At 64.4% G+C, this 16556-nt stretch carries 12 protein-coding genes; 6 read left to right on the forward strand and 6 right to left on the reverse strand.

Annotated features, from left to right (window positions below):
- Positions 1-69: 69 nt before the first annotated feature.
- Positions 70-1689 carry a protease pro-enzyme activation domain-containing protein gene (locus SB764_RS04965; protein WP_176080214.1) on the reverse strand — a complete coding sequence of 540 codons (1620 nt, stop codon included), beginning with the start codon at positions 1687-1689 and terminating at the stop codon, positions 70-72.
- Between the two features lie 399 nt (positions 1690-2088).
- Between SB764_RS04965 and SB764_RS04970 the strand changes: the two genes are divergently transcribed.
- Both SB764_RS04970 and SB764_RS04975 read left to right on the forward strand, forming a co-directional pair.
- The gene (locus SB764_RS04970; protein WP_080180213.1) at positions 2089-3189 is read left to right on the forward strand and encodes a BMP family ABC transporter substrate-binding protein; all 1101 of its coding nucleotides are present in this window, start codon (positions 2089-2091) and stop codon (positions 3187-3189) included.
- A gap of 74 nt (positions 3190-3263) precedes the next feature.
- Positions 3264-3788, forward strand: a complete 525-nt coding sequence (locus SB764_RS04975; RefSeq protein ID WP_110326872.1) for a nucleoside deaminase — start codon at positions 3264-3266, stop codon at positions 3786-3788.
- Between the two features lie 70 nt (positions 3789-3858).
- Here SB764_RS04975 and galU read toward each other — a convergent pair whose 3' ends face one another.
- Both galU and SB764_RS04985 read right to left on the reverse strand, forming a co-directional pair.
- Positions 3859-4749, reverse strand: coding sequence for a UTP--glucose-1-phosphate uridylyltransferase GalU (gene galU / locus SB764_RS04980; protein WP_065065473.1), 891 nt, complete (start codon positions 4747-4749; stop codon positions 3859-3861).
- Positions 4750-5096: 347 nt separating this feature from the next.
- A complete protein-coding gene (locus SB764_RS04985; RefSeq protein WP_167371401.1) occupies positions 5097-5240 on the reverse strand; it encodes a hypothetical protein in 144 nt (47 codons plus the stop codon).
- 247 nt (positions 5241-5487) lie between these two features.
- Between SB764_RS04985 and SB764_RS04990 the strand changes: the two genes are divergently transcribed.
- The gene (locus tag SB764_RS04990) at positions 5488-6648 is read left to right on the forward strand and encodes an acyltransferase family protein (RefSeq protein WP_410862820.1); all 1161 of its coding nucleotides are present in this window, start codon (positions 5488-5490) and stop codon (positions 6646-6648) included.
- 148 nt (positions 6649-6796) lie between these two features.
- On the opposite strand, the gene SB764_RS04995 is transcribed toward SB764_RS04990, so the two are convergent.
- The 3 genes from SB764_RS04995 to SB764_RS05005 are packed head-to-tail and all read right to left on the reverse strand — an operon-like array spanning position 6797 to position 12981.
- Positions 6797-9295, reverse strand: coding sequence for a glycosyltransferase family 4 protein (locus tag SB764_RS04995; RefSeq protein WP_410862822.1), 2499 nt, complete (start codon positions 9293-9295; stop codon positions 6797-6799).
- Positions 9292-10758 (reverse strand): flippase, encoded by a 1467-nt coding sequence (locus tag SB764_RS05000; protein ID WP_065065371.1) that lies wholly within the window; start codon positions 10756-10758, stop codon positions 9292-9294. Before SB764_RS05000 ends, SB764_RS04995 begins: the two co-directional genes overlap by 4 nt.
- 39 nt (positions 10759-10797) lie before the next feature.
- A complete protein-coding gene (locus SB764_RS05005) occupies positions 10798-12981 on the reverse strand; it encodes a hypothetical protein (protein WP_410862888.1) in 2184 nt (727 codons plus the stop codon).
- A 379-nt stretch (positions 12982-13360) separates the two neighbouring features.
- On the opposite strand from SB764_RS05005, the gene SB764_RS05010 reads away from it, so the two are divergent.
- From SB764_RS05010 to SB764_RS05020, 3 genes are read left to right on the forward strand one after another with little or no spacing between them, the layout of a single operon-like run.
- Positions 13361-14449 carry an acyltransferase family protein gene (locus SB764_RS05010; RefSeq protein WP_110326866.1) on the forward strand — a complete coding sequence of 363 codons (1089 nt, stop codon included), beginning with the start codon at positions 13361-13363 and terminating at the stop codon, positions 14447-14449.
- 44 nt (positions 14450-14493) lie between these two features.
- Complete coding sequence (gene gmd / locus SB764_RS05015) at positions 14494-15537, forward strand: GDP-mannose 4,6-dehydratase (RefSeq protein ID WP_065065373.1); 1044 nt, start codon at positions 14494-14496, stop codon at positions 15535-15537.
- Complete coding sequence (locus tag SB764_RS05020) at positions 15524-16480, forward strand: GDP-mannose 4,6-dehydratase (RefSeq protein ID WP_065065374.1); 957 nt, start codon at positions 15524-15526, stop codon at positions 16478-16480. The genes gmd and SB764_RS05020 overlap by 14 nt, the downstream gene beginning before the upstream one ends.
- Positions 16481-16556 lie beyond the last annotated feature (76 nt).

The following is a 16556-nucleotide window of genomic DNA, read 5'->3' on the forward strand; positions in this document are numbered from 1 at the left end:
GAAACCAGGAAAACTTTTGTGTACGCCCCGCATCGAGCCGAACCGGGCGGAGCGCGCAGGCACTCGATGCTACGCCGAGCCGAGCGCCGCCGCCACCTTGCCGCCCACCGGCGTGCCGAGTCCCGTGCAGGCGTCCCAGCCCGGCCCGGCGGTGTAATCGCCGTTGTTGCCGCTCGTGATGTCGTTGAACGCGCCGGGCTGCGCGTAGAGCTTCGCATTGACGAAACCCGCCGCCTTGCCGTTGGTCGCGTTGATGCGCGCGATCAGCGCGGCCCACAGCGGCGCGACCGCGCTCGTGCCGCCCACCACCGTATCCGCGCCGCCGATGTGCACGGCATAACCGCTGGCCGGATCGGCGTCGCCGGCCACGTCGGGCACGCCGCGCCGCACCAGCGCGCCCGCGCCGCCGCTGCTGCGCACGACGCGCAAACCCTTCTGCCAAGCGGGCAGCGCGAAGGTGGCGCTGACGCCGCCGCCGGTCGCGCCGTCGCCCTGCGCGGCGGCGCTGCCCCAGACGGACTCGCGCGTGATCTGGCCGTTTGCGGCCGTGACGTGCGTGCCGCCGCAGCCGAGCGCGTACGGGCTCGACGCCGGGAAATCGACGTGATCGGCGCCGTCGGTCAGGCCATCCGACGAGCCGCTGTCGCCCGATGCCGCGCACACCGTCACGCCCAGCGCGACGGCGGTTTGCAGCGCGTCGTTCAGCGCGCTGAGCGTCTGCTGCGACCACGCCGATTCGGGCGCGCCCCAGCTGATCGAAATGACCGAGGGCTTGCGCTGGCTGTCGTGCAGCGCCGCGCTCACCGCGTCGACGAAACCGGCTTCGCTGTTGGGCGCGAAGTACACCGCGATCAGCGCGGCCGGCGCGAGCGCGCCCACGATCTCGACGTCGAGCGTCACTTCGCCGTCCGGGCCGTTCGCGTCGCCGGTCGGCGCGTTCTTCGCCTGATCGACGGACACCGCTTCCACCTTCGGCATGGCCACGCCGAGCGCGCTGAAATAGGCCTTAAGGTCGGACTCCGTGTAGCCGCCGCCCATTTCGATCAGCGCGATGCACTGGCCTTTGCCGTCGCCGGCGGGGAAATCGTAGAGGCTCGCGAGTTCGAGCGGCGTGAACGAGCGATTCACGGCGCGCGCGGCGCGGATGGGCGCGTGGATCGGGTTATCGTTCTGGCCGCCTTGCGTCGAATCGATGCGAAAGTGCGGCCGCACCTTCGCGCGATTGTCGAGCCCGACCACGGCGGTGACGATCTCGTGCATGTCGTCGGGCAGATGCACCGGGCCGTTCGGTTGGCGATAGTGCTGCTTGAGCGTGCCGACCTGATGCTCGAAGCGCTGCAAATCGACGCCGAACGCCGCGTTGTATTGCTGCACGGTGCCCGAGAGCACCACCCGCCGCGCGCCCGCGTCGGCGCTGACGACACTCAGGCCATGCGCCTTCGCGAAGGTCTCGACGCTTTGAATATCGGCCTGCGACGCGCCGAAGCGCTTCTCGTAGTCCGCGCGCGAAACGGGCTGCGCGCCCGCCGCGCCCGAAGCGATCTTGTCGACCAGTTCGGTGAACGCGGCCTGCGCCTGGCGCCGCAAGATGAGGACGATGTCGAAATGCTCCGCGGGATCGCAAGCGCCGACGCATTGCGCGCCGGTCGGCGCCGGATGATCGCTGCCTGCCACGGGATGACGGGTCATGAACGGCTCTCCTGTTTTCGTCGTGAATCTCGGTCGTGCGTCTCTCCACGCTATGAAAGACCCATGGCCGGGTGATCGGGTTCCGCGCAACAGCGGCGCGGCGCGCGCCTTCATTCATCGCGCATGAATACGCACGTATTCGACGGGCATGCACTCGCCGGGCGTCATCCGACGCGCGGGCGAATCTTTGCGAATCGACGTCAACCGCACGCACGAAGCCACGCTGAGCCAGGCCGCTCGGCGAGCGCATTCGGCATGCCCACGCGCCCGGTCTCCACTTTGCCGCCCCCGGCCTTTCATATCCATTCCGTTATACCCGCAATAAGGGACACAAATATTTCCCTTATATTTGGCTCGCGAACATGGTGCAAACACGACTTGCCCTTCACCGGAGAATTCATGAAAGTCCGCCTGCCCCGCGCGCGCCGCGTTTGCGCACCGCTCCTTGCCGCCCTGTTCGCCGCCCTCACGAGCGGCATCGGACACGCCGCCACCGCGCCGATGGGCGTGGCCTTCGTCTACCTCGGCAACCCCGGCGATGCAGGCTGGACCTACGCGCACGAACAGGGCGTGAAAGCCGTCGAAGCGCAGTACGGCGACAAGATCAAGGTGACGCGCGTCGAAGACGTGCCCGAATCGGCCGACTCCGAGCGCGTGTTCCGCGACCTCGCCGCGAAAGGCAACAAGATCATCGTCGGCTCGAGTTTCGGCTTCCAGGACTTCGAACTCAAAGTGGCGAAGGACTATCCCGACACCGTGTTCATGCACGCGACGGGCTACAAGAAAGCGCCGAACTTCGCGACCTATGACGTACGCACGTATCAGAGCGCGTACCTCGCGGGCGTGGTGGCGGGCTACACGACGAAGTCCAACACGCTCGGTTTCGTCGGCTCGGTGCCGGTGCCCGAAGTCGTGCGCAATATCGACGCCTTCACGATGGGCGCGCGTTCGGTGAACCCGAAGGTTCGCACCAAGGTTATCTGGATCAATAGCTGGTTCGATCCGGGCAAGGAAAAGCAGGCCGCCGAAACGCTGATCGGCCAGGGCGCCGACGTGCTGATCCAGAACACCGACTCCACGGCAACGATGCAAACCGCCGAGCAGAAGAAAGTGCACGCATTCGGCTGGGATTCGGACATGAAGAAGTTCGGCCCGAACGCCCAGCTCGGCGCGTGCGTGAGCTACTGGGGCGTCTATTACTCGCATCTGATCCAGCAGGTGATGTCGGGTACGTGGACCAACGCGCCGGTCTGGTGGGGCCTCAAGGAAAAGGCCATCGATCTCGCCGATATCAACACGCAGGCCGTTTCGCCGACCGCGCAAAAGGCGCTGGCCGAGAAGCGCGATGCGATCGTCGCGGGTAAATTCGATCCGTTCGCCGGTCCGATCAAGGACCAGTCGGGCGCGATTCGCGTGGCCGCGGGCAAGGCGCTGTCGGATACCGATCTGCTGCGCCTGAACTGGTTCGTGGAAGGCGTGGACGGCACGGTGCCGAAGTAAGCGCGCAATTTATAAAATGCAGAAAAGGCCTGAAAATCAGGCCTTTTCTGCAATCAAGACGGAGACACGCAGCGATGAACCCGACCCATCAATCGTCCACTGCGCCGCCACGCACCGCGCCGACGCACGAACAGATCGTGCGCCACCTGCGGCGTTCGGCGGCCGTGGGCGAACGGGCCGCGTCGTTCGGCCACCATCCGTTCGGCGCGATCCTCGTCGGCCCCGATCACGAAACCGTGCTGATCGAGCAAGGCAACGTCGACACCGTGAATCACGCGGAATCTGTGCTCGCGCGCATTGCCGCGATGAATTTCAGCGCCGAGTATTTATGGGCGTGCACGCTCTACACATCGGTCGAACCGTGCTGCATGTGCGCGGGCACGGCCTACTGGGCCAATATCGGCCGCGTGGTGTTCGGCATGACCGAAGCGCGTTTGCTGGAGGCGACCGGCAATCACGCCGAGAATCCGACGATGAGCGTCGCGTCGCGCTATGTGTTCGATCACTGCCAGAAGCCCGTCGAACTGATCGGCCCCGTAGCCGATGTGGAGGACGACGTGATGCGTGTGCAGCGCGCGTTCTGGCAGGCGCGCGCCTGAATGGGCGAGTCCAGCGTGAAAACGCACGGCGCGCCACACGCGCCATGCGTTTCCTGAACCGATTGCCGGATTACGCCGCCGCAGCCAGCGCTTGCGGCAGATGGTTCTGCAAATAGGCCTCGAATTCGTCCTTCACCTCCGGGTGACGCAGCGCGAATTCCACCGTGGCCTTCAGATAACCGAGCTTGCTGCCGCAATCGAAACGCGTGCCCATATAGCGGTACGCGAGCACCTGCTCCTCGGTCAGCAGCGATTGCAGACCGTCGGTGAGTTGCAGTTCGCCGCCCGCGCCCGGCTTGAGCGCACGCAGGTGATCGAAGATCGTCGGCATCAGCACGTAGCGGCCCACCACGCCGAGATTCGACGGCGCGACTTCCGGCGCCGGCTTTTCGACGATGCCCGAGAGCTTGAACACGTCCTCTTCCCACTCGCGGCCGTCGACCACGCCATATTGCGCGGTGTGCTCGCGCGGAATGGCTTCCACGCCGACCACCGAGCTGTGATAGTGGTTGAAGGTGTTGACGAGCTGCTTCATCACCGGCGTGGGGCTGTACAGCAGGTCGTCGGCGAGAATCACCGCGAACGGGCTGCCACCCACGAGCTTTTCGGCGCACAGCACCGCGTGGCCGAGACCGAGCGCTTCGGCCTGACGCACGTAAAAGCAGTCCACGTTACTGGGTTTGATGCTGCGAACAAGGTCGAGCAGCTTTTGTTTGTTGCGGGCTTCGAGTTCAGCTTCGATCTCGTACGATTTGTCGAAATGATCTTCGATCGCGCGCTTGCTGCGCCCGGTCACGAAAATCATTTCGGTGATTCCCGCAGCGATCGCCTCTTCCACCGCATATTGAATGAGCGGCTTGTCGACGATCGGCAGCATTTCCTTCGGGCTGGCCTTGGTGGCAGGCAAGAAGCGCGTACCGAGGCCCGCAACAGGAAATACCGCTTTGGTAACTTTCAGCATGATGTCCATTCCCAGTTCGATCGTTTGAGTAACGGTCTCGCAGCAAGGCAAGCCGGCATCCCCGAGTGTTCTGTCACAGCAACTTTTTTATATTGAAAGATATCGGCCCGTCTTTTTTGCGGAAAAATAAAAAGACAAAAATCCGAATTAAATCTGACACGGACTCAATGCTGCCGACTTATCGCCGATTTACAGCGGCTTAGCGGAAATTATTACCATGCGATGCGAATAACCGGCATGAATTTCCGGATCGGCTTATCGGCGAGTGGCGCTGTGCCAGAGCGACTGCGCGAAGCGTGGCGCAATGACACGAAATGGCACGAATGGCACAACGATGCCCGCGCAGTTTACTCCGCTTCGTCGGCGGGCGGCAATCGTGCCGATTGCGTGCGCGAGCGCCGGATAGGCTCATTGCGCAGCGCCTCCCGATACGCCGACACCGCGACGAGTATCAACAGCACGGCAATGCCGGCCAGTAAATGCAGGTTCATCGAAATCTCCAGCGACCATAGGCGATCCCCTTCACGCTAGCATTTCAAATTGCGCAAATAAATCGCTTTAAGGTTACAAGGTTTTATTTCCTGATTTCGACGCAACCGGCATTAATTCACCGTCCGCTTCCCTCATTTCTCCCAATTTCCAGGAATACGCCAGGAATACTTTTCGAAAAACTTTTGCATAATTTCGTCGCGCAGGCCGCCTAAGATCGCGAAGTACCCTGGACTCCCTGTGCATACGATGAGCGATCCCGCACTCGAAACCGTTCTGCCGCCAGCATCCGCCATGCCCGCCGCCGCGCGGCCCGCTGCCAGCGTCGTCGCCGGCGATCATCTGATCGACGCACTGCGCGGCTTCGCAGCCCTGCTCGTGGCCTATTTCCACTGCCGCCAGGTCACCTGGATCGGCATGGGCGCATTCCACCAGACCCACGCGAGCCTCGCGAGCCCCGGCACGATCGCCGCGTGGCTCACGCTGCCGGTGGCGTGGGGATCGGCGGGCGTGCCGATCTTCTTCGTCATCAGCGGCTATTGCATTCACCGCAGCGGCGCCGCGCGCCTGCTCGCGAATCCCGGCTTCCAGCTCGATGCGAAGCAATTCTGGCTGCGCCGTTTCGTGCGGATCTATCCGGTGCTGCTCGCGGCGCTCGCGCTCACCTTCGTCGCCGATTCGATCAGCCTGACGATGACGCCCGTGAGCCACAAGATTCTCGACATCGGCCCGCAGGCCTTTCTCGTCAATCTGTTCTCGCTGCAAGGCGTGGCGGGCAAGACCTACGGCTCGAATGGCGCGCTCTGGACGCTCTCGCTCGAAGTGCAGTTCTATCTGCTCTACCCGTTGCTGTTCGCCGCGCGCCGCCGCTTCGGCTTCAATGCGGTGCTCGCCGCGGTCGCCGCCATCAACGTGATTTCGGCGCTCACGCTCGCGCCGCACGACATCGTGTTCTTCACGTCCTACTGGTTCTCGTGGATGCTCGGCGCGTGGATCGCCGAAGCGCGTTTGCGCGGCTCGGAGGGTTTTCGCTTCGCCTGGCCCGCCGCCGCCGTGTTCGCGGTCGCGGGCTGCGCCGCGTTCCACTTCGGCCAGTACGGCGCGTTCCAGCTCTGGGCCTGCGCGTTCGCCTGCTATCTCGTCAAGGCGCTCGCGCGCCCGCTGGCGAGCGGCGGCGTGCTGCTGCCGCTGTTTTCGAAGCTCGGCGAATTCAGCTATTCGCTGTATCTGATACACCTGCCGCTGTTCGTGCTGCTCGGCTCGCTGCTGTTCCGCTCGGAACTGCAAACGTCGATCTGGCCGTCGTTCGGCTTCACGCTCGCGGTGCTGCCGGTCGCGTGGGTGTTTTATCGACTCTTCGAACGCCCCGCGCTCAATGTGGCGGCGCGGCTGCGCAAGCGCGCGGTGTGATTCAAGCGCTTCACATCTCGCCATGAAGCAAGGGGCCGCATAGGCGGCCCCTTTCTTTTGCTGCTCCCACCTGTGCAGGCCGAAGCGTCCTCCCTGAATCTGCGTGCCGTCTTCCGGTCGATGCGCCGGCTATGTCCGCTGCGTCTGCTTAACGCGCGCGGGCCGCCACGCCGTCCAGTACGCGCTCAACAGCCTCCACATACTGTTCCTTGCCGAAGCGCTCGCGCGCCACTGCCAGGCCGTCCTGTGCGAGCCGCTCGCGCAGATTTTCGTCGTCGTAGAGCGCGCCCAGCGTCGTTGCGAGTTCGCGCGCGTCGCCCGGCGTGCAGAGCAGCCCGCTCTTGCCGTGCGTGACGATCTCGGTCACACCGCCGTCGCGCGACGCCACCACGGGCCGCTGCGCGAACATGCCTTCAACCACCACGCGTCCGAACGGCTCGGCCGTGATCGACGTATGCGCGATCACATCCATCGCGCGCATGCAGGCCGCGATATCGTGGCGGAAACCGAGGAAATGCACGCGCGATTCCAGACCGTTCGCCTTCACGAAGTCATGCAGTTCCTGCGCGTAGGCATCTTCGCCAAACAGCGGCGCGCCGACGAACACGGCATGCGCGCGCGGTTCGAGCAACAACGCTTCGAGCAGCACATGCTGGCCTTTCCAGCGCGCGAGACGGCTGAACGCACCGACCAGAAACGCGTCCTGCGGCAAGCCGATCTGCGCGCGCAACTGCGCTTGCGGCACCCGCGCGAGCGCGCGGAACGGCGATTCGTCGACACCGTTATGCACGACGTCGATACGACGCGCGTCGAAGCGCGTGAGATCGGCGAACACCTGCGCCGACGCATGCGAATTCGCGATCACATGCGCGAGGCCGAGCTTCGCGCAGCCCTTGATGACCGTGCGCTGCACGCGCCCGAAATGCTCATCGCTGACGATATCGCGCAGATGCCAGACGACCGGCTTGCGGGCGAGTTTGCCCGCCAGCACGCCGATCACCATCGCGCGCTGCGTGTTGGCATAGAGCACGTCAGCTTCGCGCGCGCGGCGGCGCGTTTCGCGCACCAGCGAAGCGATGCCGGCCAGCACGCCCAGCTTCGGCGCAGCGCCGCCGTCGCGCCGCACGTTTTGCAACGCGCCCGAATCGAGCACGTCGACGCGCGCGCCCGCGGCGTCGAGCGCTTCGCGGAACGGCCCGTCGTTGAACAGCAGCACGTCGATGCGCGAACGCAGGCCCTTCACCACTTCGAGCAAGGACAATTCAGCGCCGCCCAGCACGCCGCTCTGATCGATCGCCAACACGCGCGGTGCGTTGCTTGCGGCCGCATCGCCACGCGTATCGGGCGGCGGCGCAACGGGCGCGCGCGCCAGTCCCGCTTCGGCGATCGCGGGCACGGCCCGCGCCACGCGCGCGAAAAACTGTTCGCGGAAATGCTGCGCCGAAAACTGCTCCGCGTTCGCACGGCACGCCTCGGCGCGGAATCGTCCGGGGTCGCGCTCGAACGACGCCACCGCCGCGATGATCGCTTCCGCACGCTGCTCGTCGAAGAACAAGCCAGTCGGATGCGAGCCGGTATCGCGCACGGTTTCGAGCGCGCCGCCCTTGCCATACGCGATGACCGGCGTACCGCACGCCTGCGCTTCCACCACCGAAATGCCGAAGTCTTCTTCCGCCGCGAACACGAACGCCTTCGCGCGGCGCATGCGATCGTGCAGCACCGCGAACGGCTGATACCCCATCACTTCCACATTCGGTCCCGCTTTCGCGCGGACCTTCTGCATATCCGGACCATCGCCGATCACGACGAGTTTCTTGTCCGGCATCCGAGCAAACGCCTCGACGATCAGATCGATCTTCTTGTACGGCACGAGTCGCGAAGCGGTCAGATAAAAATCTTCCTTCTTCGTTTCCAGCTCGAACGCATCGACATCGACGGGCGGATACACCACCTCCGCTTCACGCTGATACACCTTGTGAATGCGCCTCGCGATGAATTCCGAATTGGCCACGAACTGGTCGACGGAATTCGCCGTGCGCACATCCCAATTGCGGATGTAGTGAAGAATCAGCCGTGCAAGCATCGACTTCGGTCCGCGCGTGAGCTTCGATTCCTGCAGATACTGATGCTGCAAATCCCACGCATAACGAATCGGCGAATGCACGTAGCTGATGTGAAACTGGTCCGGCCCGGTCAGCACGCCCTTGGCGACCGCGTGCGAGCTCGAAATCACCACGTCGTAATCGGAGACGTCGAGTTGCTCGATCGCGAGCGGCATGAACGGCAGATAGGCGCGATACTTCGTGCGCGCTTTCGGCAGACGCTGCACAAACGACGTCGTCGCGCGCTTGCCGCGCAGGAAGCCGCGATCCTTGTCCTCGACGAAATCGACCACGGAAAACAGATCCGCGTCGGGGAAACAGTCGATGATCTGTTCGAGCACGCGCTCGGCGCCCGCATAGGTGACGAGCCAGTCGTGCACGATGGCCACGCGCGGGTGGCGGCGCGCGGCACGTCCTTCGTGCGCGGGCCGCAACTCGGTGACCGTGCGCGATTCGCCGCGCGAGGAAGAAGAAGCGTCGCGCCGTTGGACAGGCGCGGCGGCGCGTTCGGACGACGCCGCTTCGTCGATCAGTTCATGACTCATGCGCTTTTCCGGGAGTTGAGACGAAACAAGAGGGAACGGACGTAGCCGCGCAGCAACGGCGTCGTGATCACCGACCACGCGCAGTTGGCCAGCGCCAGCACCACGCCCGCGCCGATCGCGACGAGCGCGTCCGGCACCCACCACGCGATTCCGAGCGCGGCGGCGAGAAAACTCAGGTGTGCAAACATATCGACGACGATCGCGCGGCTATGAATGCGTGACAGCCACAGCAGCACGACGTAATCGAACAGCGAGCGGAACAGCACGGCCGCCGCCGCGCCGGGCAGACCGAAACGGTCGATGCCGAGCCACAGCAGCCCCGCAAACAGCGGCAGTTCGATCAGACCGACGCGCGCGGCCACCGCCGGGTTGTTCTGCGACTGGATCAGGATGCGCGTGACGCCCGCCTGCCCGATCAGCCACACGGCGACGATCAGGAAACGGCCCACGGGCGCGCCATGTCCGGCGATGACCGGCCCCACCCACACGCGCAGGAAGGGTTCGAGCACGACGATCGCGCCAATCGCAACGGGCGTGAAAATCGCGTTGAGAAATTGCAGCGACTGCGCGGCGATCTCGTCGGCGTGTTCGCGGCGCAAGGCGGAAAGACGCGGAAACAGCGTGCGCACCAGTGCGTTCGGCACCATGTTCAAACGCGTGACGAGGTTCTGCGGCACCGTGTAATACGTGACGAAACGCGCGCCGAGCCCCGCGCCGAGCATCATGCGGTCGAGCGAATCGGCGACCATCGTCGTGATGCTCGCGACCAGCATCCAGCCGCCGAAATTGAACAGCGCCTTCGACGTGTCCAGACGCGGACCGAGCACGCGGCGAATGCCGAGCACACGCAACGCGGAGCGGCCGAGCAGCAGGCCCGCGAAGAGACGCGCCATCACGGCGGCGGCGAGCACGGTCTGCAGATTCGGCGCGATGACCCAGGCCGCGCCCAGCGGCAAGAGCTGGAACAGAAAGGTCCCGAGCGTCTGGTTCGTGTTGTAGATGCCGAAGCGTTCCGCGCCGTTGATCGCGCCCGCGAACACCCACGAAACGTTCGCAATCGGAATCGCCACCGCGAGCCACGGCAGCGCGAGATAGACCTCGTGGCGCAGCTCGGGCGTCACGTGCGTGAAGTACGCGGTGTAGAACGCGCCGCCCGAATAGATCAGCAGGCCGCCAATCGCGCCCGTAATGAAGTTGAGCCAGAAGGCGCTCCAGAACACGCGCTCGCAGGCGTCGGCGTCTTTCGACGCATACGCCTTCGAGATCTGGTTCTGCGCGGCCATGCTCATGCCCAGATCGAGCACGCTGAAATAGCCGATCAGCGTCCACACCAGCGCAATCACGCCGTAGCGTTCGACGCCCAGCATCTTGATGTACGAGGGCACCGTGACGAGCGACACGAAGGTCGGCAGTATGAGCCCGAACAGGTTGATCGCAACGTTGCGCAGAATGCCTTTATCCATAGATTGTCCAGTAGCGTGGCGAGGCGGCGGACGCGCGCTTCAAGCCGGTTTCCAGCGGTACATGAGCACCTTGCCGCGTGCGTCCTCTTCCACGAAGATCAGGTATTCGCCATTGGGCTGGCGATGCGCCGTGATGCCGAAGGGCACGTCGACCCAGCCCGACGCATTGCCCACTTCCGCGCCGGGGCCGAAGCTGCCGATCTCCTTCGCGCTCGTCTTGTCGAACACGTGGACGTTGCCCGCGGGCTCGACCACGAAGAGGTATTGCCCTTCCACAGTGAGGCCCGCGGGCGTAACCGGCGGCTTCGCCTTCGGGTCCCACGGCAGGCGCAGCACGTAGCGCTGTTCGGGATGACCGCTCGACCATTTGTCGTAGCGCACCAGCACGCGGCCCGCTTCTTTCCAGAAGCCCGGATCGTGCGGCGCGTCGGCGGTATAGCCGGTCACGTAGAGCGTGTCCGTTTCCGGTTCGTAGATCGCGCGATGCACTTCGGTGAACGGCGCGGGAATCGCGTACTTATCGAGCTTGTCGTACGAGTAGATCGGATTGCCCTTTGCATCGAGGCCGCCGAAACGGAAGCGCCAGATGCCCTTCTCGTCGCGCGCGCGCCAGATGTCTCCGCGCGTGTCGATCCACCAGCCCCAGCCGCCGCCGAGTTTTTCGCGGCCCGGATTGCGCGCGTATTCGTCGGTATCGAATGCGCCGTTGCCGTTGACGTCGCGCCAGATCCAGTCGCCGCCGGGCGGCGCGTTCGGCACGTGCAGCACGGGACGCTCGCGGCCCGCGATAAAGCCCGAAGGAATCGCGGTCTCGCCGTCGCGTTGCGGATCGAAGCGATAGATCTTCAGGTGATCCGCGTACATGTCGGTGAGATACAGGAACGTGTGGCCGTTGAGCTGGCGCGCCGTCGGCAGGCCGGGCCACTGATCCGTGTGAAATACCGGGTCGTCGGGATACTTGAATCGATTAGACAGGAACCCTACATATTTCGAATCCTGCCCCGGCGGCTTCGACAGATCGAGTTCGAAACGCTTGTTGCCGGTGTAGACGCTGTTAGGCCGCGCCGGGTCCATCCAGGCACCATCGACGAACAGCAGCCCTTCCACGATCCACTGGCGCTTGCCGTCGGCCGCGTAGCTTTCGAGCGTCGCGCCGAGACCCGCGCCGATCGTGTCGTGCTTCGGGCCGATACCGTTGGTCGAGACGTAGATGTTGCCCTTCGCATCCGTGCCCACGCCCGTGAGTCCGTTGAAGCGACCCGGGCCGGGGCGTCCGGCAACGCCCGAGAAAATGCCGCCGCGCTCGCCGAGCGTGCCGCTTGCGGCGTAGCTCTTGCCGTTGCGCGCGTAGATCAGGATCTGCTGGCGCGGGCCGTTGTCGGCGACCAGAATGCGTTGCGAGGGGTCCACGGCGAGATCGACGGCCTGGGTATCGGCGGGCAGTTCGAGCGTGTCGCCGATCAGTTTGCCGTCCGGCGAATAATGCGCGACGCGCGGCGCGCGGTCGTTCACGGTGCCGGTCAGCACCCACAGCGACCCGTCGGCGGCGAGTGCAATGCGGCCCGGCTCGTGCACGTCGAATTGCGATTTACGCTGCATCGAGTTCGCGTCGTAGACCTCGATGCGGTTCATCGACGTGTTGCTCACGTAAAGCAGCGTGTCAGTGGCCGCGAGGCCGCCTACATCGGCGTGCTGACCTGTGGGCACATCGGCGATCTTCAGGAAGGCGCTGGCGAGCTGCGCATGCGGATTGAGCGGCTGCGGCGAGGCCTGGAACGCGGCGGCGCGCTTGGGCTCGTCGAGCGGACGACGCGTGATGCCAAACCACTGGCGGCCCTTGTCGGGCCACACGCCGCCGCCCACCAGATGCCCCTTCTCGTTGCCCACGCCCACGGCCGCGTACAGATAGCGGTGGTTGAGCGCCACGGCGTTGCCGCCCTGCCCGCCCCAACCATGCGTGCCGCCCGCGAAGCCGAGCGATTTGCCGTCCTGGTAGGCGCTGATCTCGCCGCCGCTTTCATCCCACGGCGCGTTCGTGAAGACCTTGCCGTCGGGCGTGACCGCGATCGCGGTGATATTGATCTGCGTCCACGTCCCCTGGCCATAACCAAAGGTATTGCCGATCCACGACGTCGTGACGTTCAGTGGCGGCGCGGCGAGCGTCTGCACCGACGAGGTACAGACGAACGCGCTCAAAGCGGCCAGCGCCAGCGCCCTGCGCATGCGGCGGTCGGGAATCGGAAACGGCAAGGCAATTCCTCCGGTCAGAATACGGCGATTCCGCTGGATCATGCCGTACATTCACGGTGAAAAATCACCCCACAAAAAGCGAAAATAATTCAAAAAAATTCAATCGAAACCGGCACCTGCGCGGCGTTTGCGAAATAAATATCCGCGCCGCGCGCAAAGCCATGCCGCATGGGCGATCAGCAAGATTTTCCCGATTTCGCAATCACGACTTCCGCGTGCGCCGATTCATATTTACCGATCTAAATCGGCTTTCATTTTAAAAATCAGGCCACCGATATATTTCGGCTTTTTGACCATTTAATTCTTTCTAGAATGATCCGGACTGTGCACGTATGAACCCACCGGATAACCGATGACCGTTAACAGCCTCGCCAGCCCGCCGCAACACGCCCACCGCATCGTCCAGCTCGACGGCCTGCGCGCCATCGCCGTGCTCGCCGTTTTCGCACAGCACGCGCTCAAGGCGCCGCTATGGATGGGCGTGGATCTGTTCTTCGTGCTGAGCGGCTTTCTGATCACGGGCATCCTGCTCGAACGCAAGGCGCGCGGGCAGTCGTACTTCAGCTACTTCTACGCGCGACGCGTGCGCCGCATCCTGCCGCCGTACATCCTGCTGATGATCGTTTCGTCGCTGCTGTTCGGCCTCGGCTGGGCGCGCTACTGGCCGTGGTATGCGTTCTTCGCGACCAATATCGGCGATGCGCTCGGCCAGAGCGGCCACGACAGTCTCAACATTCTCTGGTCGCTCGCCGTCGAAGAGCAGTTCTACATCTTCTGGCCCTTCGTGGTGCTGTTGCTGCCGCGCCGCCTGCTCGCCGTGGTGGCCGTCGCGCTCGTGCTGATCGTGCCCGTGCTGCGCGCCGTCGCAACGCCGTGGTTCGACAGCTACTGGCCGATCTACTACCTCACGCCGTTCCGCATGGACCTGCTCGCCGCCGGTTCGCTGCTCGCCGTGATGGTGCGCCGCGACCGCAATGCGCTCGAGCCGTTCAAGGTGCCCGCGGCGATTTTCTTCTTCGCGGCGCTCGCGGTGCTCGCGTGGCTGCATCTGCATTACCCGCGTTTTCGCGGCATGAACACGCCGCTGTCGAATGCGCTCCTCTATAGCGTGTCGCTCGTGCTCTGCACCTCGGCGGTCGTGGTCGCGCTGCAATCGAAGGGCATCGTCAAGCGTCTGCTCTGCAATCCGGTGCTCGTCTATGTGGGCACCATCAGCTACACGATTTACCTGATTCACCTCACGATTCTCTATGCGGTGTGGGAGCACCACTACAGCCGCCCGGTGAGCGCGGCCATCGCGCTCGCCATCACGCTCGCCTACGCAAGCGCCAGCTGGTTCCTGTTCGAAAAACGCCTCACGCGCGGACCGTCGCGCCGCTCGACGCCGGTTGGCGCGAGCGCCACGGTGCGCGGCGTGAGCACGTCCAGCTCGCAGTCCTGAAAGGCAGTTTCCGTTTCCACGTTCGCTACTTCAAAGGTACACACATGAACGAACGACGCAAAGCGATCATCACCGGCGTATCCGGCCAGGACGGCGCGTATCTGACCAAACTGCTGCTCGACAAGGGCTATCAGGTGGTCGGCACTTACCGGCGCACCAGTTCGGTCAATTTCTGGCGCATGAACGAACTCGGCGTCACCGATCATCCTTCGCTCGAACTCGTCGAGCACGATCTCACCGATGCGGGCTCGACCATGCGTCTGCTCGAACGCTCGCAGGCGGGCGAGATCTACAATCTCGCGGCGCAGAGCTTCGTGGGCGTGTCGTTCGATCAGCCGGTCACGACCGCCGAAGTCACCGGCATCGGCGCGCTCAATCTGCTCGAAGCGATTCGCGTGGTGAATCCGCGCACGCGCTACTACCAGGCGTCGACGTCCGAAATGTTCGGCAAGGTTCAGGCCGTGCCGCAGCGCGAGGATACGCCCTTCTATCCGCGCAGCCCGTATGGCATCGCCAAGCTGTTCGCGCACTGGTCGACCGTGAATTACCGCGAGTCCTATGACATCTTCGCGACCAGCGGCATTCTCTTCAATCACGAATCGCCGCTGCGCGGCCGCGAATTCGTGACGCGCAAGATCACGGACGCCGTCGCGAAGATCAAGCTCGGCAAACAGAGCGTGCTCGAACTCGGCAATCTCGACGCCAAGCGCGACTGGGGCTACGCCTCCGAATACGTCGAAGGCATGTGGCGCATGCTGCAGGCCGACGAACCGGACACCTATGTGCTCGCGACGGGCCGCACCGAAACCGTGCGCGACTTCGTGACGATGGCCTTCGCGGCGGCCGGCTTTCAGCTCGAATGGTCGGGCCGCGGCGAACGCGAAACCGGCATCGACATTTCGAACGGCCGCACGCTCGTGCGCGTGAGCCCGCGTTTCTATCGCCCCGCCGAAGTCGATCTGCTGATCGGCAGCTCGGACAAGGCGCGCACCAAGCTCGGCTGGGAGCCGCAGACGTCGCTGGAGCAGCTCTGCCAGATGATGGTCACGGCCGACCTCACCCGCAACGAACGACATGACACGTTCTGACGACACGCGCGCCCCGCGCGCGCTGATCACCGGCGTGGGCGGCTTCACCGGCCGCTACATGGCGGCGCGGCTCGCGTCGAGCGGCTATCGCGTCTGGGGCACGGTGCGCCCCGGCGAAACGCTCGCCGACACGGAGCTCGCCGACATCGTCACGCCGCTCGCCGCCGATCTGCTCGACCGCGGTGCGCTCGCGCACGCGGTCGAAACGGTGCAGCCGGACGTGGTCGTGCATCTCGCCGCCGTGGCGCACGTGGCCGACAGCGATGTCGCGCGCACCTACGTGGTCAACGTCGTGGGCACGCGCAACCTGCTCGACGCGCTCGCGCATCAACGCCACGTGCCGCGCGCGGTGCTGCTCGCGAGCAGCGCGAACATCTACGGCAACGCCACCAACGGCGTGATCGACGAAACCGTCGCGCCCCAGCCCGCGAACGACTACGCCGTGAGCAAGCTCGCGATGGAGTACGTCGCGAAACGCTGGGACGCGCAATTGCCGATCATCGTCGCGCGGCCGTTCAACTACACGGGCGTGGGTCAGTCGGCGGACTTCCTGATTCCGAAGATCGTCGATCACTACGCACGCGGCGAGAAAACGATTTCGCTCGGCAATCTGCACGTCGCGCGCGACTTCTCCGATGTGCGCGACGTGGTGAACGCCTATGCGAAACTGATCGAAGCGGCGCCGCGCGGCGCGACCGTCAATGTGTGCTCGGGCACGGGCCACACGCTCGGCGCATTGCTCGACGCGCTCTCGCGTATCGCGGGCTACAGCATCGACGTGAAAGTCGATCCGCGTTTCGTGCGCGCCAACGAAGTGCGTCAGTTGATCGGCTCGAATGCGAAGCTGCGCGGCATTGTCGGCGACAGCGCGCGCAAGCCGCTCGAAGATACGCTGCGCTGGATGTACGAAGAAGCGCGCCAGGTGTGTCTCGATACGCGATGAGGCGACGCTTGTTTCTTCCGCTGCAAAAAACTGCCGCTCTTTCGAGCGGCAGTTTCATTTTCCGGCTTCGATTTTC

This window comes from Paraburkholderia sp. SIMBA_027 (assembly GCF_046535315.1).
GTDB classification, from domain to species: domain Bacteria; phylum Pseudomonadota; class Gammaproteobacteria; order Burkholderiales; family Burkholderiaceae; genus Paraburkholderia; species Paraburkholderia tropica.